General features: G+C 67.6%; 29 protein-coding genes. 4 read left to right on the plus strand and 25 right to left on the minus strand.

Going from position 1 to position 23649, the window contains the following annotated elements; genetic code table 11:
• Positions 1-318 (plus strand): SPOR domain-containing protein (locus EON91_RS09085; protein ID WP_292093684.1); only part of this gene is annotated, 318 nt, incomplete at its 5' end.
• A gap of 6 nt (positions 319-324) precedes the next feature.
• On the opposite strand, the gene EON91_RS09090 is transcribed toward EON91_RS09085, so the two are convergent.
• From EON91_RS09090 to EON91_RS09100, 3 genes are all read right to left on the minus strand, one after another.
• The gene (locus EON91_RS09090; protein ID WP_292093686.1) at positions 325-744 is read right to left on the minus strand and encodes a molecular chaperone DnaJ; all 420 of its coding nucleotides are present in this window, start codon (positions 742-744) and stop codon (positions 325-327) included.
• Complete coding sequence (locus EON91_RS09095; RefSeq protein WP_292093687.1) at positions 744-1577, minus strand: division plane positioning ATPase MipZ; 834 nt, start codon at positions 1575-1577, stop codon at positions 744-746. The genes EON91_RS09090 and EON91_RS09095 overlap by 1 nt, the downstream gene beginning before the upstream one ends.
• Before the next feature lie 130 nt (positions 1578-1707).
• Positions 1708-2346 carry an SPOR domain-containing protein gene (locus EON91_RS09100; RefSeq protein ID WP_292093688.1) on the minus strand — a complete coding sequence of 213 codons (639 nt, stop codon included), beginning with the start codon at positions 2344-2346 and terminating at the stop codon, positions 1708-1710.
• 74 nt (positions 2347-2420) lie between these two features.
• Between EON91_RS09100 and panC the strand changes: the two genes are divergently transcribed.
• Positions 2421-3281 (plus strand): pantoate--beta-alanine ligase, encoded by an 861-nt coding sequence (gene panC / locus EON91_RS09105; protein ID WP_292093691.1) that lies wholly within the window; start codon positions 2421-2423, stop codon positions 3279-3281.
• Here the strand turns inward: panC and EON91_RS09110 are convergent.
• From EON91_RS09110 to crcB, 14 genes are all read right to left on the minus strand, one after another.
• Positions 3278-4042 (minus strand): chorismate mutase, encoded by a 765-nt coding sequence (locus tag EON91_RS09110; RefSeq protein ID WP_292093694.1) that lies wholly within the window; start codon positions 4040-4042, stop codon positions 3278-3280. The genes panC and EON91_RS09110 overlap by 4 nt on opposite strands.
• A gap of 240 nt (positions 4043-4282) precedes the next feature.
• Positions 4283-4834: a prephenate dehydratase domain-containing protein gene (locus tag EON91_RS09115; RefSeq protein WP_292093696.1), complete on the minus strand. Its 552-nt coding sequence runs from the start codon at positions 4832-4834 to the stop codon at positions 4283-4285.
• Between the two features lie 41 nt (positions 4835-4875).
• Positions 4876-6246: a class II 3-deoxy-7-phosphoheptulonate synthase gene (locus tag EON91_RS09120; RefSeq protein WP_292093698.1), complete on the minus strand. Its 1371-nt coding sequence runs from the start codon at positions 6244-6246 to the stop codon at positions 4876-4878.
• A 234-nt stretch (positions 6247-6480) separates the two neighbouring features.
• Positions 6481-6948: an endonuclease domain-containing protein gene (locus EON91_RS09125; protein WP_292093701.1), complete on the minus strand. Its 468-nt coding sequence runs from the start codon at positions 6946-6948 to the stop codon at positions 6481-6483.
• A 206-nt stretch (positions 6949-7154) separates the two neighbouring features.
• Complete coding sequence (locus EON91_RS09130) at positions 7155-7421, minus strand: phosphotyrosine protein phosphatase (protein ID WP_292093703.1); 267 nt, start codon at positions 7419-7421, stop codon at positions 7155-7157.
• Positions 7422-7466: 45 nt separating this feature from the next.
• Complete coding sequence (locus tag EON91_RS09135) at positions 7467-8069, minus strand: hypothetical protein (protein ID WP_292093706.1); 603 nt, start codon at positions 8067-8069, stop codon at positions 7467-7469.
• Between the two features lie 10 nt (positions 8070-8079).
• The gene (locus tag EON91_RS09140; RefSeq protein WP_292093708.1) at positions 8080-9612 is read right to left on the minus strand and encodes an acyl-CoA carboxylase subunit beta; all 1533 of its coding nucleotides are present in this window, start codon (positions 9610-9612) and stop codon (positions 8080-8082) included.
• 83 nt (positions 9613-9695) lie between these two features.
• A complete protein-coding gene (locus EON91_RS09145) occupies positions 9696-11468 on the minus strand; it encodes a hypothetical protein (RefSeq protein WP_292093709.1) in 1773 nt (590 codons plus the stop codon).
• Positions 11469-11539: 71 nt separating this feature from the next.
• Positions 11540-11839, minus strand: a complete 300-nt coding sequence (locus EON91_RS09150; protein WP_292093711.1) for a transcriptional regulator — start codon at positions 11837-11839, stop codon at positions 11540-11542.
• A complete protein-coding gene (locus tag EON91_RS09155) occupies positions 11839-12252 on the minus strand; it encodes a hypothetical protein (RefSeq protein ID WP_292093714.1) in 414 nt (137 codons plus the stop codon). The genes EON91_RS09150 and EON91_RS09155 overlap by 1 nt, the downstream gene beginning before the upstream one ends.
• A gap of 249 nt (positions 12253-12501) precedes the next feature.
• Positions 12502-13266, minus strand: coding sequence for an ATP12 family protein (locus EON91_RS09160; protein ID WP_292093716.1), 765 nt, complete (start codon positions 13264-13266; stop codon positions 12502-12504).
• Positions 13267-13274: 8 nt separating this feature from the next.
• A complete protein-coding gene (locus EON91_RS09165) occupies positions 13275-13949 on the minus strand; it encodes an HAD-IA family hydrolase (RefSeq protein ID WP_292093718.1) in 675 nt (224 codons plus the stop codon).
• A gap of 16 nt (positions 13950-13965) precedes the next feature.
• Positions 13966-14991: an RluA family pseudouridine synthase gene (locus EON91_RS09170; RefSeq protein WP_292093720.1), complete on the minus strand. Its 1026-nt coding sequence runs from the start codon at positions 14989-14991 to the stop codon at positions 13966-13968.
• A complete protein-coding gene (crcB, locus tag EON91_RS09175) occupies positions 14988-15374 on the minus strand; it encodes a fluoride efflux transporter CrcB (RefSeq protein ID WP_292093722.1) in 387 nt (128 codons plus the stop codon). Before crcB ends, EON91_RS09170 begins: the two co-directional genes overlap by 4 nt.
• 533 nt (positions 15375-15907) lie before the next feature.
• Between crcB and EON91_RS09180 the strand changes: the two genes are divergently transcribed.
• Positions 15908-17113, plus strand: a complete 1206-nt coding sequence (locus EON91_RS09180; RefSeq protein ID WP_292093723.1) for a hypothetical protein — start codon at positions 15908-15910, stop codon at positions 17111-17113.
• Between the two features lie 3 nt (positions 17114-17116).
• Here the strand turns inward: EON91_RS09180 and EON91_RS09185 are convergent, their stop codons facing one another.
• The 6 genes from EON91_RS09185 to EON91_RS09210 form a co-directional block, all read right to left on the minus strand.
• Positions 17117-17611 (minus strand): hypothetical protein, encoded by a 495-nt coding sequence (locus tag EON91_RS09185; RefSeq protein ID WP_292093725.1) that lies wholly within the window; start codon positions 17609-17611, stop codon positions 17117-17119.
• Between the two features lie 70 nt (positions 17612-17681).
• Positions 17682-18407 (minus strand): RluA family pseudouridine synthase, encoded by a 726-nt coding sequence (locus tag EON91_RS09190; protein WP_292093727.1) that lies wholly within the window; start codon positions 18405-18407, stop codon positions 17682-17684.
• Positions 18404-18829, minus strand: a complete 426-nt coding sequence (locus EON91_RS09195) for a hypothetical protein (RefSeq protein WP_292093729.1) — start codon at positions 18827-18829, stop codon at positions 18404-18406. Before EON91_RS09195 ends, EON91_RS09190 begins: the two co-directional genes overlap by 4 nt.
• Before the next feature lie 40 nt (positions 18830-18869).
• Entirely contained in the window at positions 18870-19196 is a 327-nt protein-coding gene (locus tag EON91_RS09200) for a hypothetical protein (RefSeq protein ID WP_292093730.1), read from the minus strand.
• Positions 19166-19312 (minus strand): hypothetical protein, encoded by a 147-nt coding sequence (locus tag EON91_RS09205; protein WP_292093733.1) that lies wholly within the window; start codon positions 19310-19312, stop codon positions 19166-19168. Before EON91_RS09205 ends, EON91_RS09200 begins: the two co-directional genes overlap by 31 nt.
• Positions 19313-19423: 111 nt before the next feature.
• Positions 19424-20731, minus strand: coding sequence for a replication-associated recombination protein A (locus EON91_RS09210; protein ID WP_292093736.1), 1308 nt, complete (start codon positions 20729-20731; stop codon positions 19424-19426).
• A gap of 70 nt (positions 20732-20801) precedes the next feature.
• On the opposite strand from EON91_RS09210, the gene EON91_RS09215 reads away from it, so the two are divergent.
• The gene (locus EON91_RS09215; protein ID WP_292093739.1) at positions 20802-21224 is read left to right on the plus strand and encodes a VOC family protein; all 423 of its coding nucleotides are present in this window, start codon (positions 20802-20804) and stop codon (positions 21222-21224) included.
• A 33-nt stretch (positions 21225-21257) separates the two neighbouring features.
• Here the strand turns inward: EON91_RS09215 and bla are convergent, their stop codons facing one another.
• Together bla and EON91_RS09225 are read right to left on the minus strand one after the other, a co-directional pair.
• Positions 21258-22148, minus strand: coding sequence for a subclass B3 metallo-beta-lactamase (bla, locus tag EON91_RS09220; protein WP_292093740.1), 891 nt, complete (start codon positions 22146-22148; stop codon positions 21258-21260).
• Between the two features lie 25 nt (positions 22149-22173).
• A complete protein-coding gene (locus EON91_RS09225) occupies positions 22174-23601 on the minus strand; it encodes a Do family serine endopeptidase (RefSeq protein ID WP_292093743.1) in 1428 nt (475 codons plus the stop codon).
• Between the last annotated feature and the right edge of the window lie 48 nt (positions 23602-23649).

Here is a 23649-nt window from a genome sequence, read left to right on the forward strand (position 1 = left end):
CTAAATGGTGGCTCGGCGGGCGCAGCCCCCCGCAGCACCCCCTCGCGCCCCGCCGCCACGCCTGCCCGCCCGCGCACACCGGCCGGACGCTGGGCCGTTCAGGTCGGCGCCTTCAAGGATGAAAAGACCGCGCGCGACTGGCTGAGCGAGGTCAATCGTCGCTTCCGGACCCAGTTCACGGGCGCCGAACGCAACGTCCAGACTGCAGGTGAATGGTATCGTTCGCGCTTCACCGGCCTGACCGAGACTGCGGCCAAGACGGCCTGCGAGGCCCTGTCGGAACGGCGCGTAACCTGCATGGTCGTGCGCCCGGATTGAGGCCTTCTAGCGTTTCAGCAGACGATCCCGCGCCGCGTTGACCCGCGCGGCCAGGCCCTGGGTGCCGCCCTGGTCGGGATGAACCCGTGCGGCCGCCCGGCGCCACGCCGACTGAATCTCGGCCTCGCCGGCATCAGAGCCGACCCCGAGAATGGACCGGGCTTCGGCGAGGCTTAGCCCCTCATCGCGGCGAACCACCTGACGCTGACGCGAGGCGACGGCCAGCCACAGGCCGGCGCCGGCCAGGCCAATGGCCGTAATCCACACGCCCTTGAAGGCGGCCAGCGCGCCCCCGGCCAACAGCACCGCACTCAGCAACGTCGCGGATATGCGCCAATACCCTCGCCGGGCCGCTTCGGTCTGACGTCCCAGCCGCACCAGCGCCCAGACGCCCACGGCGGCCAGGGCCAGCCAGATCAGCCCCACTAGGCGGCGGCGTCCAGCGGGGCCAGACTGGCGTCGTCCAGGCCCAGCGCCTGCATCAGATTTCGCATCTCCTGCCGCGCCGCGACATGGGCCAGCGAGACGGCGACGGGCCTGATGTCATTCGACAGGTCAGCGACCGTCAGGCCGAACGGGAACAGCTCGCGATAAATGACCCGGTCGCGCAAACCCGGTCCGACGCGGAAACCGACCCGCTTGGCCAGTTTCTGCATCCGCTCTTCCAAACGGCGACGGTTGCGGGCCTCGGCCACGGCCAGACGGTTGGTGACAACGATCCAGTCGATGGTCGCCTGACGGCCCAGTGTGATCGCGCGATGCTTGCGCGCCTCCCAGACGCTTTCGGAATAGATAGACGGCTTCTGCAGCTCCAGCGTGACCGGATCCACCTGACCCAGCAGGTCGAAATCGACGAAGCTGTCGTTCATCGGCGTGACGATCTGGTCCGCCAGCCCATGCGCCGCGCGCGACAGGCTGGTGTCGCCGCCGGGTGTGTCGATCAGGATGACATCCACATCCTGAGCCTGGGCCATTGCGGTCTCGAAGCGCGCCAGTTGCTCGGCCTCGTCCGCCTTGGCCAGCGCCTTGCCGTCGCCCATGTCCGGAATGACCGGCTGCGGCAGGACGTGGCCGTTGGCGGCCGTCCATGCGACGCGGTTCGAGAAGAACCGCTCCATCGAGCGCTGGCGCAGATCCAGGTCGATGATGCCCACACGCCGCCCCGCGTGCAGCAAGCCGGTGACGATATGGATGGCCAAGGTGGACTTGCCCGCCCCGCCCTTCTCATTGCCGATGACGATGACCTGAGGCTGGGCCATGGAAAATCCTGATCTCCCCGACTCAGACTGACGAGCCGGACGCTAGGGGATCAGAATCGGCGTCAGCCGCCCAAACGTCAACGAGCGCTTAAGTCACGCCTGTGGACGGCGTTCTGTGATCCGGCGACGCCTAGGCCGCGGAGCGGGCGCACCACGGATCATTGACCTTGGCCGCGTCGCAGATGGCGACGGCCGTAGCGCGATCAGCCGGAACCTTGAGCCGGGTCAGGCTGCGCCCGCCCACCTCGACCGTCTCATAGACGGGGGTCATGTTGGCCAGCAGCTTGCCGCCTTCGCCTCTTTGCAGGCGGCTCCAGGCCGCACGGGCGGATTCTGCGCTGGAATAGGCGCCCAGCTGGATCGTGGTGCGGCTTTGCGGGAAGGCCGGGCGCAGCGCCTGGGCCGCGCGAGTCTTGACCGATTCTACGGCGGCCTGGGCCACCGCCGGCGCGGCGGCGCGAACCAGACGCGGGGCCAGACCCTCATCCTCGGCGGGCGCGGACGGCAGCACGCCATCGCGCGCATCCCACAGCTGATAGGGGGTCATCACCTCGACACGCAGCGGCGCAGCAGCGCCGCGCAGTCCCGCCTCCTGCGCCGTACGGGCGCGTGGGGGTGAGGATTTGCCGTCCAGGGGGATATCGATGGCGGAAACGTGGTTGGCCAGGCCCTCGAAACGCCGACCTTCGGATTCGCTGGTCCCACAGGCGGCGAGCGCCGACAGGGCGAGCAGGACAAGGCCTTTACCGATGCAAGACACTGGGGTCATAACGCGCACCTTACTGGTGAGGCTTTGAGGCCTCGTTGAAGAACAGCCTTAAGCAGCAAGGTTAATCACTGCTGATGATCCATTCCTCGGACTTGCAAATCGCGCGAAACGTGAATTCGTTGCGAACGACGGTTCACGAATGGCGGAGCGCCGGTTTCCGGATCGCCCTGGTTCCGACCATGGGCGCCCTGCACGAAGGTCACCTGACGCTGGTGCGCGAGGCGCTGCGCCGGGCCGACCGCGTGGTGGTGTCCAACTTCGTCAACCCGACCCAGTTCGCCGCGCATGAAGACCTGGGCGCCTATCCGCGCCAGCAGGAACAGGACGCCCGCCTGCTGGCCGAAACCGGGGCGCACCTGATGTTCGCCCCCTCACCCGCCGACATGTATCCCGACGGTTTCGCCACCAGCGTCGCGGTCGCCGGCCCTGCGTTAGGGCTTGAGAGTGAGTTCCGACCCCGGATGTTCGGCGGGGTCGCCCTGGTGGTCACCAAACTGCTGAACCAGGTCCAGCCTGACGTCGCCGCCTTTGGCGAGAAGGACTACCAGCAGCTGATGGTCATCCGCCGCTTCGTCCGCGACCTGGATATCCCGGTTCAGATCGTCGGCAGCCCCACAGAACGCGACGGCTGGGGCCTGGCCCTGTCATCCCGCAACGCCTACCTGTCCGAAGCGGAGCTGGGGGTGGCGCGACGGCTGAACGGTGTGCTGGCCGAGGCGGGAACGCGGGCCGGCGACGGGGTAGAGGCGGCCGAGGCCTGGGCCAGCCAGACGCTGCTGGACGTCGGCTTCGACAGCATCGACTACGTCGCCATCCGCCGGGCCGAGGATCTGGCCGCCTTCACAGGCGGGGCGATTGACGCCCCGGCCCGCATCCTGGCGGCGGTGAAGCTGGGCACGACCCGCCTGATCGACAACATGGCGATCCAGCCCTAGCCGATCGCGCCGACGCAGCCCTCGGCTTCCCCCGGTTCGACGTCTGCGTCTGTCAGGGCCAGGGTCCAGCCGTGGTGGGTGTTCAGGCCCCAGCGGCGCGCGCCCGAGCCATCACCCGCATCGCCGCCGACCGTCACCACCACGCGGCGGCCGGTCGGCAGGGCGGCGGGATCGATCTTGCCCACGGCGAAGGCGGTCGGGGTGTCGCCGCCGAAGCCGTCGAACACGGACAGCATCGACCAGTCGCGGCGCAGGCCCGTCCACCACGGATCCTCGGTGTTGACCGCCAGCACGGCCACCCCCTGCCCTTCTGCCGCAAAGGCCAGGGCGGCCTGCGGGTCGCGGACCATGCGGATGTCGGCGGCGGCCCCGAAGCGGTGGCGGGCCCCGTCAAAGGCGCGGGTCGGCTCGATCGGGGCCCAGACCTGAACCTTCAGCCGGCCCTGACGGGCCAGGCCCCAGCCGACGATCTCGCGCCACAGATGCTCGACCGCTTCGGCGTTGTCAGGGTTCGCCTGGGCCAGCATCCGGCGCAGCACGGTCTGTTCGCGGTCAGGTCGCAGCTTGGTGTGCGGGCCGGTCGGGGCGTCCTTGGCCTTGCCCACGCGGGCGGCGATGGCCAGGCGGCGCTGGAACAGGTCCAGCAGCTGGTCGTCCAGCTGGTCGATCTCATGGCGCAGGGCGGCCAGCGCCATCTGTTCGGCCGTCAGGGCGGCGGGGGTTTCGGCGGGCCGGATTTTCTGGATGGTCGCTTGGGGCACGGAAGGAGACTTTCGGATTTCGATGACGGAATGCGGGAGAGCGCCGCCGCCCCTTCAGGAGCGGTCGCCGGCCAGACTGTCAGGAGCGAAGAGAGCCCGACGCCTCAGCCGGCGTATCGAAAGCCGTAATAGCCGTAGCCAAAATACGAGCAGGCAGCCGCGCGCGAGCGGTCAAAGGTGGTCGCAAACTGGGCGCGCGAAAGTGCCATACCCTGTTAAGCGCGCAAATATCGTGCGCCGTCAAGCCGGATCGGCGCATACCAGCACAAAGCGCGTGCGGTTATCGGCGTTATCCTGAAGATCGCGTCTCAGGATCGACAGGCCATAGACTTCCGCCGCGCCGACCGGCGCCACCGCCGCGCGGCTGAAATCGCCGGACGCGGCCACATCGCGCGCGGCCCCGGCGGTGTCGAACACCTCGACCGCCGTCAGCCGCATCTCGGCCAGAGAACCGGCGCACTGACGCAGGGCGACCGGGTGGCTTTCGGCCGTGCGCACGTCAGCCAGACGCGCGTCAGACTGCCCCATCAGGGCCAGACGGATCGGCCGCCAGACCTCGGCTACCTGATGCAGGCTTGAGGCGGCCAGCAGGCTGGCCGCTGGCTCGACCACGCCGATGGTCGAGTTCTCGACCGGGATCAGCGCGCAGTCGCAGTCACCCGCCGTCACCGCCGCAATAGCCGCATCAAACGTCTCGAACGGCACCGCCGTGTCCCAGGGACGCAGCGCCATGCAGGCCTCGTGGCTAAAGGCGCCGGGCGCGCCCTGATAGGCTACGCGACCGGGCTTCATGTTCCCGTCCGCGCTGCCGATGCCATCCTGCGCCATCCCGTTCAGGCCGCGGCGGACCGCGACTGACGGCCGGACTTCAGCCGCTCGGCGACCAGGAAGGCCAGCTCCAGCGCCTGATCGCCGTTCAGGCGCGGGTCGCAGTGGGTGTGATAGCGGCTGGACAGGTCGTCCTCGGTCACCGCCTGGGCTCCGCCCAGACATTCGGTCACGTTCTGGCCGGTCATCTCCAGATGCACGCCGCCGGGGTGGACGCCCTCGGCCTCGGCCACATCGATGAAGGTGCGGACCTCGCCCAGGATGCGGTCGAACGGCCGCGTCTTGTAGCCGTTGGCGGCCTTAAGCGTATTGCCGTGCATCGGGTCGATGGACCAGATAACGCGCTTGCCCGCCGCCTTCACCGCCGCCATCAGGCGCGGCAGGCGCTCGCCGACCTTGTCGTGACCGAAGCGGCCGATCAGGGTCAGGCGCCCGGGCGTATTGTCCGGGTTCAGCGCGTCGATCAGCGGCAGCAGGTCATCCGCCTCCATCGTCGGGCCGCACTTGACCCCGATGGGGTTCCTGATGCCCCGCATGAACTCGACGTGGGCGCCGTCCAGCTGGCGCGTGCGCTCGCCGATCCACAGCATGTGGGCGCTGGTGTCGAACCATTCGCCCGAGGCGCCGTCCAGCCGCGTCAGGGCGCTTTCGACGTTCAACAGCAGGGCTTCATGGCTGGTGAAGACCTCGACCCGGCTCAGGTCCGGATGGGTTTCGGGCGTGACGCCGACCGCCTCCATGAAGGCCAGGGCCTCGGCGATCTTGTCGGCCAGTTCGCGGTACTGGGCCCCGGCGCCGTTGTCGGCGAAGCCCTGGGTCCAGCGGTGGATGTTGTACAGGTCGGCATACCCGCCGCCCGCGAAGGCCCGCAGCAGGTTCAGCGTCGAGGCCGACTGGTTATAGGCCCGCAGCAGCCGTCGGGGATCGGGCACGCGATCCTCGGGCGTGAAATTCATCCCGTTGATGATGTCGCCGCGATAGCTGGGCAGGGTCACGTCGCCGATGGTCTCGATCCCGGACGAGCGCGGCTTGGCGAACTGGCCGGCGATGCGGCCGACCTTCACCACAGGCTTGCGGCCCGCGAAGGTCAGGACCACCGCCATCTGCAGGATCAGCCGGAAGGTGTCGCGGATATTGTCGGTCGAGAATTCCTTGAAGCTCTCGGCGCAGTCGCCGCCCTGAAGCAGGAAGGCGTTCCCCGCCTCGACCTGGGCCAGCCGGTCGGTCAGGCGCCGCGCCTCGCCCGCGAACACCAGCGGAGGCATGGCGCGCAGCTCGTCCTCGACGGCGGTCAGGGCGCGCGCGTCGGGATAGTCCGTCGGCATCTGCACGACAGGCTTGTTTCTCCAGCTCTCGGGGGTCCAGCGCGTACTCATGACCTCAGGATAGGCGTCTCGCCCCCGCGAAACAATGAAAGGGTCGTCGCAGGCGCCGGCGATCTTAGACCCTCGGGGCAAAAAACAGGGTCTGAATAGTCTGAAAGGTCTGAAACCGGGCCGGTCGGACTGGGCAAAAGAGGGTCTGATAAGTCTGAAATCGGTGAGGCGCCGCCGGGAGAAGGCGGTCAGGCATGATCGCACAGCCTGAACCAGCGTGAGGTCGATTTGGGGTCACGCTTTGAAATGATGGCGCTTTTCCGCCACGCGATGTGAGGTCGCCGACAGGCGCATGGGATGGGCGTGCAGCGGCCGTGACCAAACGGGTGGCGTCAGGCCCCTTCGCCCCTCGCCCCTCGCCCTCAGGGTGTGGAGCAGAAGCGCCATCACACCCTCCAGCTGATGCCGCACCTCGGTCGCCGGGATCCGCAGGACGCTGATCCCCTGCCGCCTCAGCCAGCCGTCGCGGTATGCGTCGTGGCGCGCCTGGTCGGGATTCCCGTGGATCAGGCCGTCGACCTCGACCGCCAGCCGCGCGGCTGCGCAATAGAAGTCCAGCACATAGGGCCCGACAGGGTGCTGACGACGAAACCGGAAACCCTCCAGCCCCTTCCCTTTCAGCTGCGCCCACAGCGTCGCCTCCGGCGGCGTCAACGCCCGCCGCATCACCCGCGCGCGCTCATAGCTCCGCCCGTCAGCCATCCCCCCCAGTGATGCATCTCACTCCGTCCCTTGCAATGGAAAGCCAGGTGGAGAATCGGCGCAACCCGCTCCTCCCCATGCCATGGGGAGGTGGCGCGGACGCGCAGCGGCCGTGACGGAGGGGGCATCTCGACGTCCGGAACCTGAGCCGCCCCCTCCACCGCTTCGCGGTCCCCCTCCCCATAAATGGGGAGGAGCAGGAGCGCTCACCGCCGCAGGTGGGGCGTGACGCGGGCGTGCAGAAGCTGGATCAGCACCGGGTCCATGAAGGCGTAGTCGTCGGGGATGTCCAGGCATACGACGCGCGTGGATTTCAGCCGGGCGCGAAAGCGTTTCTGCAGCCTGGCGCGATGCGCCTTCTCCATCACGAAGATCAGGTCCGCCCAGTCGACCAGATCGGCGCCGACCACCTCGTCCGCGTCAGGATTCAGCCCGGCGGACGCCGTCTCTACGCCGGGCCAAGCCGCGAACACCTGCTCGGCCGTGGGCGACCGCAGACGGTTACGGGCGCAGAGGATTCATTCTTCGACCGAGATTTGGGCGAATAGCGCGGGAAAAGCCTCCCTTAAAGAATCTCTCGCACTAGCTAGAAGTTCAATTTCATTGTCGACAGGAACAGCAGTTTCCACGCCGCCTTCAACCGCCTCATCAATTTCGAATTGGGCATTGTGCGCGGCCATGCGCATAGAAGCCAAAACCTCAATTAGGATGACGTTATGACACTCATGTATTGGGATCCGATCCATTCTATCAATTAGGGCAACAAATCCATATACGGCAGATAATCTTTTAATAATAGACGGGCTTCGCTTATCCGACCCCATATATGTATTCATCATCCGTAAAGATTGATGAACTTGATCGGAAAGAACTATGACCGACGCAGTATATGCCTCTTCCTTGCGCTTCTTATTATTTTCCTCTTTCTCTTCCGACCTAACTATTGTATAATGAGTGTTTCTTAGGGCAACAATTACTGCAGATACGGTTGCTATCGCAGATGCCCACTGCGCCAGCGCACCAATTTCCAAGGGCGAAGCCAATATAGAGTTTGCAGAAATGGCACCAGCGAGCATCATGATCGCTACGGCAAGCCAGAATTTGGCCCAATCCTTAGTCAAGGACGCCTCCTTACAGCGGAATATTATCGTGCTTCTTCCACGGGTTCTCCTGCACCTTGTTCTTCAGGGTGCGTAGCGCCTTGATCAGGCGGCGGCGGGTGCCGTGGGGCATGATGACGTCGTCGATGTAGCCCAGGCCGGCGGCGACGAAGGGGTTGGCGAAGCGGTCCTTGTATTCGGCTTCGCGGGCGGCCAGGGCGTCGGGGTCGCCAGCCTCTTTCCGGAAGATGATCTCGACCGCGCCCTTGGCGCCCATGACGGCGATCTCGGCCGTCGGCCAGGCGTAGTTGACGTCGCCGCGCAGGTGTTTGGAGCTCATCACGTCATAGGCGCCGCCATAGGCCTTGCGCGTGATGACGGTCAGTTTCGGCACGGTCGCCTCGGCATAGGCGAACAGCAGCTTGGCCCCGTGTTTGATCAGGGCGCCGTATTCCTGTTTCGTGCCCGGCATGAAGCCCGGCACGTCGACGAAGGTCACCAGCGGGATGTCGAAGGCGTCGCAGAATCGGACGAAGCGGGCGGCCTTGCGGCTGCTGTCGATGTCCAGCACGCCGGCCAGGGTCTGGGGCTGGTTGCCGACGATGCCGACGGTCTGGCCATCCAGGCGGCCGAAGCCACAGATGATGTTCCTGGCGAAGTCCGCGCCGATCTCGAAGAAGTCGGCCTCGTCCACGACCTTCAGCACCAGCTCCTTCATGTCGTAGGGCTGGTTCGGATTGGCGGGGACCAAGGTGTCCAGCGAGGGCTCGTCCCGCTCCGGCTCGTCATAGCTGTCGCGGACCGGCGGCTTTTCGCGGTTCGACAGCGGCAGGAAGCCGATCAGGCGGCGGACCTCGCACAGCGCCTCCAGATCATTGTCGAAGGCGCCGTCGGACACGCCGGACTTCTTCGTATGGACGCTGGCGCCGCCCAGGTCTTCGTGGCTGACGACCTCGTTGGTGACGGTCTTCACCACGTCGGGGCCGGTCACGTACATGTAGGACGTGTCCTTCACCATGAAGATGAAGTCGGTGATGGCGGGCGAATAGACGTCGCCGCCCGCACACGGGCCCATGATGACGCTGATCTGGGGGATGACGCCCGAGGCCAGGGTGTTCTGCAGGAAGATGTCGGCATAGCCGGCCAGGCTCTCGACCCCCTCCTGAATCCGCGCGCCGCCGGCGTCGAACAGGCCGATGATCGGCGCGCCGGTGGTCAGGGCCATCTTCTGCAGCTTGACGATTTTGGCCGCGTGGGCCCCCGACAGACTGCCGCCGAAGACGGTGAAGTCTTTCGAGAAGACATAGACCAGACGGCCGCCGATGGTCCCCCGACCGGTGACGACGCCGTCGCCGGGGATGCGCTGCGTCTCCATGCCGAATTCGTGGCTGCGATGCTCCACGAACATGTCGGTCTCTTCGAAGGAGCCTTCGTCCAGCAGCACCTCGATCCGCTCGCGCGCGGTCAGCTTGCCCTTGGCGTGCTGGCTGGCGATCCGCTTTTCGCCGCCGCCCAGACGCGCGGCCTGACGACGGGCTTCCAGCTTCTCGAGAATGTCTTGCATGGTCGTGACTCCCTATGCCGCTGGATTAGGGAGCCACGGGCGCGGAGGCAAGCGGGCGCGCGTGTGACGAGCGGGCGCCGGGCCTAGAGTCGATCAAGCCTCAGCCAGGCCGGATCGCCCAGCCACGCCTGTTGCAGCGCCCGCCGGGCGGCGGCGGCCTCCAGCGCATGCCCCTGCGCCGTCTCGCTTTCGGCCAGACCGTACAGGGCCCAGCCATTGTTGGGCGCCCGGACCAGAGCCGCGCGGAAGGCCTGACTGGCGTCCTCTTCCCGGCCCGCGCGCAACAGGGCCGCGCCCAGCGACTGGCTGACCGGATAGTACCAGAAGGACGGTTCCATATAGGGGATGCGGGCCTCGATCTCGGCTGCGGCCTGATAGTGGCGCACGGCGTCGTCGTATCGGCGCTCGTGGAAGGCCAGACGGCCGTGCGCGACCTCTTCGGCCAATGCGATCAGGTCGGGCGCGGGCACGCCCTGGGCGATCATGCCGGCGAACCGGTCCGAGGCGCGCAGGGTCTGCATCTGCGTCAGAGTGTCGTCGAAGGCGGCGCGATCTCCCTGCTGAGCCTGCGCCACCGCGCGAGCGTACAGGCGCATGGCCCCGGCATAGGCCAGACGGGGATCAGGCTCAGGCATGGCCAATATGGCCTCGGGCGAGGCGAACTGGGCCATGGTCATATAGGGGGCTGCATAGATCGCCTGAATCCACGCAATGCGGGTCGTCGTATCGACATCCAGCAGCGACTGCAGCCGGGTCGTCTCCTCGATCGCGGTCGACATGTCGCCGGCCATCTGGGCCGAGGCGACGATGAAATGGACGTTGTGCGGATAGTAGCCGTAGCGGACCAGGCTCTGATCGTTCGACGCCTTGATCCAGTCCTCGTCCGCTCGCACGGCGGCGACATTGGCGCGGATCGAGTCCGCATAGCGGCCGCGCACCATGTAGATGTGGGCCGGCATGTGGACCAGATGTCCGGCGCGTGTGTCGAACGCCGCCAGCCGGTCGGCCGCCGCCTCGGCCCGGGCGGGGTCGCTGGCCTCCAGCAGGTGGATATACAGGTGCGCCGCCTGGGGATGGCCGGGCGTGCGGGCGACCACCCCCTCGATCAGACGCACGGCCTCGCCGATCCGACCGATGGGGGTGCGGCGGTCGGCCTGCCAGTAATTCCAGGGCGTGGTGTCCATCGCCGCCTCGGCCGTCAGCACGGCGACCTCGTCATGCTGGGGGAAGCGGGCGGCGACGGCCAGCATGGCGTCGGCATAGGCGGCGTCCAGCGCTGCGCGATCGGCGGCCGGATCGGCGGAGTAGCGTTTGGCCGCCGCCTCGATCAGGGCGCGCTCGACCGGCGTCGCCCCCTCGCGCAGGACCATGGCGCGATCCAGCGCCTTGAGCGCGGCGCCCCTGTCGCGGTCGTCCATCGGGGCGTTGATGTTGGGACCCAGCGCCACCGCCTCGCCCCACCAGCACATGGCGCAGTCAGGATCCAGCCGCTGCGCCTCGCGGAGCGACCGCACCGCCCCCGCGTGGTTGAAGCCGTAGCTGAGCATCAGGCCCTGATCGAAATAGGCTTGGGCCTGATCGTTCGCGGTCGAGACCTTGAAGCGGGCGGCGCTGAGATCGGGATACAGGGCGATGACGTCATCGGCCCCGCCCACAGACCCTGTCACGTCGGCTGCAGCCAGCAGCCGCACCTCCAGCGTGGCCCGCGCCGCAGGCGTGGCGCAGATGGCGCGCGCCGCCCGGACCGGATCGACGGCGTCCAGAGCCTCGCTCGAGAAGGTCGGAGGGGCCGCCGCAGAACTGGAAAACACGGCGACCAGGGCCAGGGCCGCAGCCCCGCTGAGCAATCTGCGCATCTCCGCCTCCGCGTTCGCGTAACGGAGGTATAATAGCAGAAAATGCAACTTCATGCGAGCTGGGCCGGGGGTCAGACGCCCGTCAATGTCGCTAGCCTGTTCAGTTCAGCGACATGGGCGGCGAAGGCTTTTTTGCCGGCGGAGGTCAGGCGGATCCAGGTGCGCTGACGACCGTCGAAGGGGGCCTTTGTCAGCGCCACATAGCCGATGTCCTCAAGCTGCTTGAGGTGTTTGGACAGGACGGAGTCGGAGACTCCTATGCGGTCCCGGATCAGGGCGAACTCCGCGTCGTCTATACCCGACAGGATGGCGCATATCTGCAGCCGGCCGGGAGCATGGATGACCGGGTCGAACATGGGCGCGGCCGCCATCAGACGCCCTCCGCCAATTCCCTGCGCCAAACGTGAAGCCACAGCCGGCTACCCGCGATGGCGGCGACGAAACCCAGGACGCCGGCGACGACAAAGAGCCACGACGGGCCGACATGCCGGCCATAAATCGACAGGCCCATGAGTCCGATCATGACCGCGGCAAGCCCGATGGCCACCCAACGTGCGCGTTTCGGGGAATAGCCGCTGACCCACCAGCCGAACTTCTTGCGCCACCACATGACCATACCGGCCAGGCCGCCCAGGGCGAACGGCAGGACGATGAACGACCAGGGCTGAGGCATCCCCTGCCCCGCGACCAGCAGGCCGCAGACGAGGCCATAAAACAGGTCGTAGCTGAGGGGGTATTCGGTCGGTGGCGCAACGCCGTTGCGCGCCGCGTGGATCGAGGCCAACGCCTCTTGAGGACTAGGGTCTTGGGTCATGACGAACTCTCGCTTTCCAATACGGAAAGAGTAGCGTCACTTTCCGCGATGGCAAGTGAAAACTTTCCATGTCGGAAAGTTACTTGCTCCCCCCCATAATGGGGAGGTGGCGCGGACGCGCAGCGGCCGTGACGGAGGGGGCGTGTCGACGTCTGAAACCGGCGTCGCCCCTCCACCGCTTCGCGCGCCCTCCCCACACAGTGGGAGGAAAAAGGAGCGTCAGCTTCGCAGCGCCTCGAACCAGCGCTGGAAGGCGGTCGCCTCGGCCGCGTGGGCGGCGGTGCGGGCGGCGGCTTCCTCGTCCACGCCCCACTGATCCTCGGTGAAGACCTCGTCCAGGCGCGAGACGGCGTGGGCCGCCTCGCCGGTGATCGCGCCGCGATGCAGAGCCAACCCCAGCACGGCCGAGCCCAGCAGGGGCGTGGCCGAGGCCAGGCCGGTCAGGGCGAAATCGTCCAGCATAAGCGCCAGTTCACGTACCCGGGCGACGGAGTCTGCAGGCTGCGCCCGGTGCACGATCCCCTCGACCGGATGCAGGACGACGCCCAGTTCGCGCGCGGCCCAGTCGCGCCACGGCCCCCATTCGCGCGCCTGACGCTGGATCAGGGCGGTGGGGTGTTCGGCGACGTAGCAGACCACGTCCGACCCGGCGTAGGCGGCGATCTCGTCCGCCACGGGCTCGCGGGTCTGGCTGACCCGGTCGATGGCGGTCGAGGCGAGGCGGGTGGCGGGCATGGTGGCGGGGTCCAGATGCTCGCCCTGGGCCGCCCATTCGTCGGCGACCAGTTGGGCCGCGGCCTGCGTCGGCAGCACCAGACGCGCGCCCGCCGGGGTCTTGGGCGTGCGGCCGTCCAGACACAGGGCCCAGCCGTCGTCTTCATGCATCACATCAACGGTCGCCCAGAACCGCTTGATACGCTCCTCGGATTCGCGAAAACCCTTGGCGGCGGCGACGTTGGGATCAAGCGGCGGGATATGCGACATGCGTGGCCTCAGGCGGCAAGAGCGGTCGAGGCGAAGCGATCCAGCGCCGCCTCCAGATCGGGAAAATCGACGGCGACGTGCGGCGCGCCCGAGGCGATCTGCTCTTCCACCGTGTGGAAGCCCCAGGCCACGCCCTGCGGTCGAACGCCTGCGTTCAGGGCCATCAGGATATCGTGGCTGGTGTCGCCGATCATGACGGTGGCGGCGGGCGTGGCGTCACAGGCGGTCATGGCCGCCAGCAGCATGGCGGGGTCCGGCTTGCCCGGCCCGTCCTCGGCGCAGTGGGTCGAAATGAACAGGTCGGCCCATTCCGCGCGGGCCAGGTTGCGGGCCACGCCGCGCCGGTTCTGGCCGGTCGCCAGCGCCAGCCGCCAGCCGTCGCGCTTCAACCGGCGCAGATGGTCCATCACGCCGGGATACAACGGCTCCTCGTGCCCCGCGTCATAGCGGGCGCGGAAACTGGCCTGAAAGGCAGCGACGAAGTCGGCCAGTTCGGCGTCCGTCAGCGTCGGCTCCAGCACATGCAGCGCCTGATGCAGCGACAGGCCGACGATTTGGCGCACGCGGTCGTATTCCGGCTCGGGCAGGCCCAGAGCGTGGGCGGCGTCGATACAGGCGCGATGGATCGACGCCCGGCTGTCCACCAGGGTCCCGTCGACGTCGAAAACGGCGAGGGGTCTCATGCCCAACCTTCCGGCTTCATCGAATCCTCTTCACGCCCTCGAACGGGTCGCTCTCGTTGCCCTCGTGCTCGTCGAAGCCGAAGTGGGCGAAGCCGGCCTTCATTTCGGGGCTCAGCGGGGCCTCGACGATCAGCTTGCCGCCGCCGGGGTGGTCCAGTTCGATCCGGCGGGCGTGCAGTTGCAGCTTCAGCGGGCCGGACAGTTCGCGCGACTTGTCGTCGCCGTATTTGGGGTCGCCCAGGATCGGGTGGCCGATGGCGCTCATATGGGCGCGCAGTTGGTGCGTCCGGCCGGTGAAGGGGCGCAGCGCCATCCAGGCGGCGCGGTGCGAGGCGCGGCTGATGGTGGCGAAGGCGGTTTCGGCCGGTTCGGCGCGCGGATCCTTGCGCTCGGCCGGGCGCATCATCTCGAAATCGTTGATGCCGGTCTTCTTCAGCGGCATGTCGATCTGGCCGGCCGAGGGCTTGGGGTTGCCGATGACGATGGCCCAATAGGTCTTCTTGGCCTGACGCCGGGCGAAGGCGCCGGCCAGCCGCTTGGCCGCCTCGGGCCCCTTGCCCAGCAACAGCACGCCCGAGGTGTCGCGGTCCAGACGGTGAACCAGACGCGGCCGCTCCATCCCCTCGCCCCAGGCCCCCAGCAGGCGATCAACGTGGCGGCTGGTCTTGGTCCCGCCCTGGACGGCCAGGCCGTGCGGCTTGTTGATGGCGATGACCATGTCGTCTTCGTACAGGACCAGCGACTTGGCGAAGCGGATGTCCTGTTCCGACAGGGTGTGAACGTCGCCCGCCTGGCGCGAGGTGTCGTCGGGGATCGGCGGCACGCGCACGGCGGCGCCGGCGGTCAGGCGGCCTTCGGGCTTGATACGGGCTCCGTCGACGCGGATCTGGCCGCTGCGGGCCATCTTCTGCACCTGGATGTTGGACAGGTGCGGCCAGCGCCGCCGGAACCAGCGGTCCAGCCGGATGCCGTCCTCGGCCTCGGCCACATAGATCGTCTGGACCTCGCGCTTTTGCGCGTCGGCGGGTGGGGTGTCGGTCAAAAGGCGGCTCCGAATGCGCGGCGGGCGATCATCAGTCCCAGGAACAGGGCGACGACCGACAGGACCACCGAGGCGGCGACATAGCCCCCGGCTATGGCGAACTGACGGCGCTCGATCATCAGCGCCGTCTCCAGTGAAAAGGCCGAGAAAGTGGTGAATCCACCCAGCACGCCGACGGCGGCGAACAGGCGGATGCTTTCCTGATGCGCGCCGGCCCGCAGCGCCAGCCACCCGGCCAGCAGGCCCATCAGCAGGCCGCCGACGACGTTGGCGGCGAACGTCGCCCACGGCCAGCCAGTCGTTGTTGGCAAAAGCCGGCCCAGACCGTAGCGGGCCGTCGCGCCCAGCGCACCTCCGATGGCGACAATCAGAAAACGTGTCATGGTGCGGGCTCTACAGCGGTTTACCGGCCTTGTTGAGGGATGAGTGATGATCCTGCCTGCACTTCTCGCTGCACTGGCGCTTTCCCGAGACATCTGTTCGCCCAATCCCACCCACCGAAACCGTCGTCACCATCCAAGCCACCGGGCCAGAGCCCGACTTCACTTCGGGCTATCTGTTCGTGACGTTCTGGGTGATGGGACGCGACGACGACGGTCAGAAATCACGACACTACGTCCTCTATATGGGCCAGTCCCTTCCGCCTGTCGGGGCACGCTGCGCGTTTCAGTCCTCGCCTGCGCAGATTGACATCGTGGCTGGGGAGGCCAGCAACTTCCCTGAACCGCGGCTGGCGGTAGTCAGCTACGATTGTGGCGACCTCCACTTCTCCTCCTGACCGAAACTTCACTTGCCGGGCGGTACGGTTAACGGCGATAGCTGAACCGTGGCTTCGCGCCATGAGAGAACGCCGTCCGCCTGGCAGCGCGATCTGCCATACTGCCGGCCGCAGTTTCCAAGGGACCGCCGAAGCGCCATGTCGCACGACGATCATCAGCACGCCCCCGCCCCGCACGACCACGCGCCGCTGGACGGCGGACACGGCGGGCAAGGTCATGACCACCGCCTGCAGGCCGCGCCCAATCCGCCGCCGCCCGGCGCCGAGGACTCGCCCCACCGCGTCGCGCCCGAGCCGACCTCGCGCGTCGCCGCGCAACCGCTGCGCAGCGGCGACGGCATTTTGCGGCCCATTCAGGACAGCGAGTATTTCTCGCATGACCCGGCGTCGGTGGCGGCCGTGTCGTCGCACATCGACGAATATTTCAACCAGCCGCTGGACCTGTTCCCCTTCTGGGAGACCGAGGGGAAACCTGATCGCTTCCACGTCCTGTTCAGCCGCCAGATCGAGGAACGGTTCCCCGTCGACACGGACCTGCGCAAGCACATCCACGACTATGGGCGCCGGGTGTTCAAGGCGCTGGTGGTGCATGTGACGGTCAAGCGGTTCAGCCAGGCGCTGGCCATGGCCGCCTTCACCCTGCTGGCGACGCTGGGGCCGACGTGGTTCGCCACCTGGACCGGCTCGCCGCCGATGGGGTTCGGTCTGGCGGTCGTAGCCATGCTGGCGACGGTCGGCCTGTTCTGGGCCGCGCAGGCGATCCTGTTCATCCAGTACCGTTTCCAGCTGGAGAACGACTCCTACGAGCTGTCGCGCGAGGTCGTGCAGCGGACGCGGGAGCTGCAGAACCTGTTCACCTCGTCGCGGGCCATGGCCGACCAGGCCGAGACCCAGTTCCAGATGGACGGCAAGGGCTGGGGCCAGCGGGCCATGTATCTGACCCGCCTGACCATGTGGATCGGCGCCCGCATGGAATACCTGGAGAAATACGTCCAGATGGAGCTGTGGCGCATCCGCCGCGAGCGCTACTGGATGCGCTGGGCGCAGCGGATCCTGACGCCGCTGGTGCTGGTCGTCTGGCTGGCGCTGTTCGCACTGGAGGCGCCGCCGGTGGACGAGATGGCGTTCCGGGCGTTGCAGGCGCTGGCGGTCGTTCTGGGCGTGCTGGTGACGTGGCTGTCCTATTTCCGCTGGCGCACGCCGGCCGCGGCGGTTCAGGACAAGCTGGGGGTCGACGGCTGGGTCCGCTACGCCTCGCTGGACGTCGACAACGCCGTCGGCGACCAGGTTCGTCGCGACAAGGAGCGTTTGGTCGAATACCGGGCCCTGACGCGCGGGCGGTAGGCTCTAAAGCCTGCGCCCCAGACTGTCCTGCACGCCGCGCGCGTCGTAGGCGTTGGCTCGGTCCGGACGCTGGCCGCGCCCCATCACCACTTCCAGCACGGTCGAGGTGGGGGATGGGCCGCTGAGGTTCAGGCCCACGCCGACCCCCACACCGGAACTGGAATAGCCGCCGTACCGGCTGGATCCGCCGCCGATGGAGACGCTGGGGCGGACGCCGCCTGCACTGTCGGGACGGCCGTCGATCCAGCGCTGGGTGATCTCGAACCAGTCAAAACCCTGCTGCGTGGTCAATTCGGCGGCGCGCAACAGGGCGTAGTCGGCGACCGGCCCCGGTTCGCCGACCCCGCGATAGGTGACGCGGAACCGGTTGGATTCGATGCGCTGTTCCGAGAACCCTTGCCCATTCGGCCCCGCTTGCGGGCCATAGGGCGCCAGACTGGCGCAGGCCGACAACGTCAGGGCGGAAGCGGCGATCAGTCCAAGGGCGAGGCGTTTCATGGGGAATCTCCTTGCCCGATTAGCGCTCGGACGCCGCAGGATGTTCCGTCCCGCCTGAACGGTGCGTGAACTACAGCCCCGCCGCCGCCCTCAGCGCCGCAAAGTCCTCGGGCTCGGGCGCCTCGACGGTCAGTTGGCCGCCCTCGGGATGGGGGAAGGTCAGGCTGCGGGCGTGCAGCATCAGGCGCGGCGCGGCGCGACCGGCGAAGGTCAGGGCGCCGCCGTAACGCACGTCGCCCACCAGCGGGCGGCCGATGTGGGCCATGTGGACGCGCAGTTGGTGCATCCGGCCCGTGTGCGGCTCCAACTCGACCACCGCGCCGTCGTCGCTGGCGGCCAGGGTGCGATAGACGCTTTCCGAGCCCTGAGCGCCCGGCGCGTCGAAGGCGACGACACGCATATAGCTTTCGCGGCCGATCTCTTCCCGGCGCAGGGGGGCGGTGATGCGGCCGGACGCCGGTTCCGGCGCGGCGGCGATCAGGGCCAGATAGGTCTTCTGGAACCGCCGCATCTGCAGCGCCTTGCCCAGCGATCCGGCGGCCGGCTTGGTCTTGGCCGCCAGGATGACGCCCGAGGTGTCGCGGTCCAGCCGGTGCACCAGTTCGGGCCGCTTGCCGTTCGAGCGCATGAAGGCCCACAGCAGATCGTCCAGCGTATGCGCCTGAATTCGCCCGCCCTGACTGGACAGGCCGGCGGGCTTGTTCAGCAACAGAATGTGCGGGTCTTCATGCAGCACCCAGGACCGGACGGCCGCGATTTCGTCCGGGGTCAGGACGACAGGCTGACGGGGGGTCACGACGAATAGGTCCGCCCGCGCCATCGGATCACCTCCAGCCGCGCCAGCAGGCCGGTGACGACGCCGACGATCAGCCCCAGCACCGGCCCCATGAACAGGGTCATGACCGCCACGCGCTGGGCGCTCAAGGCCTGGGCGCCGCCGAACTGGGTATCCAGATAGGTCGAGAAACGCGCGTTCAAATGCACGGCCCACGCCATCATCATGAAGCCCAGCAGCCCCGCCAGCAGGGCGCGCGGCCGCCCGAACGGCGCCAGCAACAGCACGATGGCCACGGCATACAGACCCCAGGCCGCGATTTCGGTCGCCATGCCCGCGCTCTCTCCGAACTGGTGTCCCAGGGCCAGTTGCAGGGCCAGAGCCAGCAGGATCACCCCGCCGGCGGCGAGGGTCAGGGTCGGACGAGGCGCTTCGAATCTCATGCACAGAGACCTAGCACGTCTCGCCCGATCCCTCAGTGCGTCAGCGCAGCACGCCCTTCTTGCCCATGCTCCAGGCGTACCAGGCCAGAACAGCGGCGATCAGGGTGATGACGTACGGCATCCACGCCATCATCGCGAACGCGGGGGGCGGCGGCGGCGGCGGATTGATGACCTTCTGGTACAGCAGGCTGATCACCGCCCCGGCCAGCGAGATCAGCAGCGCATGCAGGGCCCAGCGGCTGCGCGCCAGCAGCAGGATCGACCCAAGCACCGCGCCCCAGACCCCCATCGTCCACGGCACATACATCCAGCCCGGCATGGCGTTGAAATAGGCGATCATGTCGTCGCCGAACCCGGACGCGCGCATATAGGCCTCGCCCGCGTCGTCGTCTGGATGAAGTCAAACGCGCCGTAGCTGCTCCACAGCAGCGACAGCACCCCCACCAGCCACAGATGCCACGGCGTCTTCATTCTCTCGATCATCGTCCCCTCCCAAGGATGCCTGATCGGGGGGAGGTTACGCCGATGCACGAGCTTAACAATGAACGACGATAAGATGAGCGGCGGCGTCTTTATGCCTGAGCAGAAAAGGGCTCAGTCGCTGTCCCGCATCCTTTCCCGCATCGCGGCCCAACGCTCCAGCCGGGCCTTGATCTTCTCTTCGTGACCTTCGCCCTTGGGCTTGTAGAAGGTGCGGCGTTCCATCTCGTCGGGGAAGAAGTTCGCGCCGGAGAACCCTTCGGGCGTCTCCGGATCGTACTGGTAGCCCTTGCCGTAACCGAGCGACTTCATCAGCTTGGTGGGCGCGTTGCGGATATGGGCGGGCGGCATCAGGGAGCCGGTCTCATGCGCCGCCCTCTTCGCCGCCTTGAACGCCTCATAGACGCCGACCGACTTGGGCGCCGTGGCCAGATGGACCACCGCCTGGGCCAGCGCCAGCTCGCCCTCGGGACTGCCCAGGAAGTCGTAGGTGTCCTTGGCCGCATTGGCGACCATGATGGACAGGGGGTCCGCCTCGCCGATGTCCTCGACCGCCATGCGAACGATGCGGCGGGCCAGATAGAGCGGATCCTCGCCCCCGTTCAGCATCCGCGCCAGCCAATACAGGGCCGCGTCGGGGTCCGACCCGCGCACCGATTTATGCAATGCGGATATAAGGTTATAGTGCTCTTCTCGACTCTTGTCATAAGCAGGCGCACGCTTTTGCAGGACGCCGGCCAGCGCCTGAACATCCAGGGGTTCGACGTCGGTCAGGTCGAACAGCACCTCTGACATGGTCAGCAGATAGCGACCGTCACCATCGGCCAGGGCCAGCATCGCCTGACGCGCCTCGGGCGTCAGGGGCAGCGGCTGGTCCATCAAGGACTCGGCCCGTGACAGCAACTGGTCCAGCGCCGCATCGTCCAGACGCTTCAGCACATAGACCTGCGACCGCGACAGCAGGGCGCCGTTCAGCTCGAAGCTGGGGTTCTCGGTCGTGGCCCCGACCAGGGTGACGATCCCCTCCTCCACGAACGGCAGGAAGCCATCCTGCTGGGCGCGGTTGAAGCGGTGGATCTCGTCGACGAACAACAGCGTGGACTGGCCGGCGGCGCGCCGCATCCGCGCAGCCTCGAACGCCTTCTTCAGATCGGCGACACCGGAAAAGACGGCGCTGATCGCCTGATATTCATAGCCCGCCGCCTTGGCCAGCAGCCGGGCGATGGTCGTCTTGCCCGTGCCCGGTGGTCCCCACAGGATCATCGAGCCCAGGCGACCGGCGTCGATCATGCGGCGGATCGGCCCGCCCTCGCCCAGCAGGTGATCCTGGCCCACGACCTGATCCAGCGTCTGCGGACGCAGACGATCGGCCAGGGGCGCGTCGGGGGGATGGATGCCGGAGGCTTCGAACAGGTCGGACATGGACGCACAGAGATAGGCGTTCGCGCCGGGCATTTCACGCGTTACTATCGGGCGAACCGGAGGAAAACGCATGGCCGCAGACGACCATAACGCCCAGGGACCGACCGGCGGGGTCACGCCGCACCTGACGATCCCCTCGCGCGGCGGTCAGGCGGCGGTGGAATTCTATCAGCGGGCCTTCGGCGCCGAGGTGCTGGATCTGAAACCCGACGAGGACGGTGAGCGGCTGATGCACTGCCACCTGCGCATCAACGGCGGCAGTGTGCTGCTGAACGACGAATTCCCTGAGTATCACGGCGAGGCCGACATCACGCCCAAGGGCGTCACCCTGCACCTTCAGGTCGACGATCCCGACGAATGGTGGGGCCGCGCCATGGTGGCGGGGGCCGAGCCGCTGTTCCCGCTGGAGGACCAGTTCTGGGGCGACCGCTATGGCCAGTTGCGCGATCCCTTTGGCCACACCTGGTCGATCGGCGGTTCGAAGAAGGGCTAGAATTTCTCCTCCCATGGAATGGGAGGAGATCGTTTAGCTCCCCTCACGCTCCAGCCGCGACTTCAGCCCGTTCCGGGCGCGTTCGGCATAAGCGACGCAGGCGGCCGGATCGATGAAGGGATTGGGCATCGCGCCGGCGGCCAGCGCCGCCAGCTTGCGGTCGCCACCCGAATTATCCGGATGCGCGGAAATCAGGATGTCGCAGTCCAGCGCCGCGAACCGGTCGATGGAGGCCCGCAGCGTCGCCACCGTGTCCGGGTGACCAGCATAGGTGAAGGGGTCGGCGGCCACGGCGTTCAGGCTGGAGGCGAAGACCACCGACCGGCAGTCGCCCCCCTCACACGACCGCCAGGTCCAGCTAGAGCTGCCCGGCGTGTGGCCCGGCGTATGAACGGCGGTGACGGTGACGGACCCCAGGGTGACGCCCTGACGGTTCTCGATCCCGCGCACATTGGGGACCGGCGGGGCGTCGTGGATGTCGCTGGCCTGCGGATCCTCAGCGTGAACACGGCCGGTGCGCAGGGCTTCGACGCCCAGTGGCGCGGCCAGCACCGTCGCGCCGCTGTCACGGGCCAAGGCCGCGATGCCGCCGGAATGGTCGAAATGCGCCTCGGTGTTCAGGAGGTAGCGCACGTCCTCGATCCGGTAGCCCAGGGTGCGCAGGTTGGCCTTGGTCTGCTCCGCCGTCTGGGGCATGCCGCCGTCGACCAGGATCAGGCCGTCGCCGGTGTCGATCAGCGTGATGCTGATGCCCTGATAGCCGACGTAGTAGGTGTTGCCGTGGATCTTGAGCGGCGCCACCGGCGCGACCCATTCGGGCCGTGTCGGCAGCGGCCGGGTCAGGGGGTCGTCCTGACCCTGTGCGATCGTCCAGCCGCCGGTGGTCAGCAGGGCCGCGAGGCCCAGTCCGAGTGCGTGCTTCATCTCGTTCCCCCTGAAGTCCGCCGGATCAGCGGAACCGGCCGGTGATCCGCTGGCCGTTGCGTTCGATGGTGACGGTGGCGGGACCGCCGTTCAGCGCGGCGCGCAGGCCGCTGACCGAGGTGACGGCCCGCCCGTTGATCTCGCGGATCAGGTCCCCGGGACGGAAGCCGGCGCGGGCGGCATAGCCCCGGCCCGAAACCGCCTTGACCAGAACCCCCTGCCCCGCGAACGGATCGGCGCCCAGTTGGTCCGCCAGGGCCGGCGACAGGTTGACCACCGTCGCGCCGGACATCAGGCCCTCGGTGAACGTCGCCTCATCCGGCGCGGGCGTGTCGGGCAAGGGCTGGACCGTCGCCTCGACCGTCTGGGACCGGCCGTCGCGCAGGATGGTCAGGCGCGCCTTGGCGCCCGGCCGCAGGGTGCCGATGCGATAGTTCAGGCCGCCCTGATCGTTCACTTCCTGACCGTCCACGGCGGTGATGACGTCGCCTTCGCGCAGGCCGGCGCGCTCACCCGGACCCCGGGTCCACAGCTGCGAGACGATCACCCCCTGCGGCCGCTCCAGCCCCAGGCTGCGGGCGATGTCGGAGGTGACGGCGTCGGCCTTGACCCCCAGCCAGGGCCGGATCACGGCGGTGGCGCCGCCCACGGCGCTGTCCACCACCTGTTTGACCATCTGGGCCGGCACGGCGAAGCCCACCCCGGACGACGAGCCCGAGCGCGAGAAGATGGCGGTGTTGATGCCGATCAGGTCGCCGTCCATATCGACCAGCGCCCCGCCCGAGTTGCCGGGGTTGATGGCCGCGTCGGTCTGGATGAAGGACGAGCTGTCGGAAATGCCCGTCTCCGTCCGGTTCAGGGCCGAGATAATGCCGTTGGTCACCGTCTGGCCGACACCGAACGGATTGCCGATGGCCAGCACCAGATCGCCGACCTCAAGCTGTTCCTGGGTGTCGATGGCGACGACAGGCAGCGAGCCGTTGACGCCTTCCAGCTGAAGTACGGCGATGTCCGACCGCTGATCCGCCAGCACCACCCGCGCCGGGAATTCGCGCCGGTCGTTCAGGGTGACGCGGATCTGCTGCATGTTCTGCACGACGTGGCTGTTGGTCACCACGATGCCGTCCGAGCGGACGATGACGCCCGATCCGATCGAGCCGGTGCGCTGGGTCCGCACCCCTCCGCCGCCGAACATCTCCCAGAAGGGATCGCGCACCTGCTGGGTGCCGATGGCCGAGATGTTGACCACCGCAGGAGCGGCGGTGCGCACCACGGGGGCGAAGGACGCCTTCAGCGTGCCGCCGTCATTGGGGACCGAGCGGGTGGGCTCGCCAAAGCGGCCCTGGTCCTGCAGGCCGTCCTGGGCCTTGGTCGCATTGGGGTTGCCGCAGGCGGTAAGCGCCAGGGCGGCGGCGATGGCGAGGGTCGAGGTCTTCATCAGGGCCATGGTCATCCAAGCTTGAGCGACGCATTCGGCAACGGTTTTCGGGCCGGATCAAGG

The organism is Brevundimonas sp. (genome assembly GCF_004210735.1).
Lineage (GTDB): Bacteria > Pseudomonadota > Alphaproteobacteria > Caulobacterales > Caulobacteraceae > Brevundimonas.

Excerpts from the sequence above, each read along its gene's own strand:
- EON91_RS09095 (WP_292093687.1), bottom strand. The coding sequence starts at position 1,577 with ATGGCCCAGCCTCAGGTCATCGTCATCGGCAATGAGAAGGGCGGGGCG.
- EON91_RS09100 (WP_292093688.1), bottom strand. The coding sequence starts at position 2,346 with ATGACCCCAGTGTCTTGCATCGGTAAAGGCCTTGTCCTGCTCGCCCTG.
- panC (WP_292093691.1), top strand. The coding sequence starts at position 2,421 with ATGATCCATTCCTCGGACTTGCAAATCGCGCGAAACGTGAATTCGTTG.
- EON91_RS09115 (WP_292093696.1), bottom strand. The coding sequence starts at position 4,834 with ATGAAGCCCGGTCGCGTAGCCTATCAGGGCGCGCCCGGCGCCTTTAGC.
- EON91_RS09120 (WP_292093698.1), bottom strand. The coding sequence starts at position 6,246 with ATGAGTACGCGCTGGACCCCCGAGAGCTGGAGAAACAAGCCTGTCGTG.
- EON91_RS09125 (WP_292093701.1), bottom strand. The coding sequence starts at position 6,948 with ATGGCTGACGGGCGGAGCTATGAGCGCGCGCGGGTGATGCGGCGGGCG.
- EON91_RS09140 (WP_292093708.1), bottom strand. The coding sequence starts at position 9,612 with ATGCAAGACATTCTCGAGAAGCTGGAAGCCCGTCGTCAGGCCGCGCGT.
- EON91_RS09145 (WP_292093709.1), bottom strand. The coding sequence starts at position 11,468 with ATGCGCAGATTGCTCAGCGGGGCTGCGGCCCTGGCCCTGGTCGCCGTG.
- EON91_RS09150 (WP_292093711.1), bottom strand. The coding sequence starts at position 11,839 with ATGGCGGCCGCGCCCATGTTCGACCCGGTCATCCATGCTCCCGGCCGG.
- EON91_RS09160 (WP_292093716.1), bottom strand. The coding sequence starts at position 13,266 with ATGTCGCATATCCCGCCGCTTGATCCCAACGTCGCCGCCGCCAAGGGT.
- EON91_RS09165 (WP_292093718.1), bottom strand. The coding sequence starts at position 13,949 with ATGAGACCCCTCGCCGTTTTCGACGTCGACGGGACCCTGGTGGACAGC.
- crcB (WP_292093722.1), bottom strand. The coding sequence starts at position 15,374 with ATGACACGTTTTCTGATTGTCGCCATCGGAGGTGCGCTGGGCGCGACG.
- EON91_RS09180 (WP_292093723.1), top strand. The coding sequence starts at position 15,908 with ATGTCGCACGACGATCATCAGCACGCCCCCGCCCCGCACGACCACGCG.
- EON91_RS09185 (WP_292093725.1), bottom strand. The coding sequence starts at position 17,611 with ATGAAACGCCTCGCCCTTGGACTGATCGCCGCTTCCGCCCTGACGTTG.
- EON91_RS09195 (WP_292093729.1), bottom strand. The coding sequence starts at position 18,829 with ATGAGATTCGAAGCGCCTCGTCCGACCCTGACCCTCGCCGCCGGCGGG.
- EON91_RS09200 (WP_292093730.1), bottom strand. The coding sequence starts at position 19,196 with ATGCGCGCGTCCGGGTTCGGCGACGACATGATCGCCTATTTCAACGCC.
- EON91_RS09205 (WP_292093733.1), bottom strand. The coding sequence starts at position 19,312 with ATGATCGAGAGAATGAAGACGCCGTGGCATCTGTGGCTGGTGGGGGTG.
- EON91_RS09210 (WP_292093736.1), bottom strand. The coding sequence starts at position 20,731 with ATGTCCGACCTGTTCGAAGCCTCCGGCATCCATCCCCCCGACGCGCCC.
- EON91_RS09215 (WP_292093739.1), top strand. The coding sequence starts at position 20,802 with ATGGCCGCAGACGACCATAACGCCCAGGGACCGACCGGCGGGGTCACG.
- bla (WP_292093740.1), bottom strand. The coding sequence starts at position 22,148 with ATGAAGCACGCACTCGGACTGGGCCTCGCGGCCCTGCTGACCACCGGC.
- EON91_RS09225 (WP_292093743.1), bottom strand. The coding sequence starts at position 23,601 with ATGACCATGGCCCTGATGAAGACCTCGACCCTCGCCATCGCCGCCGCC.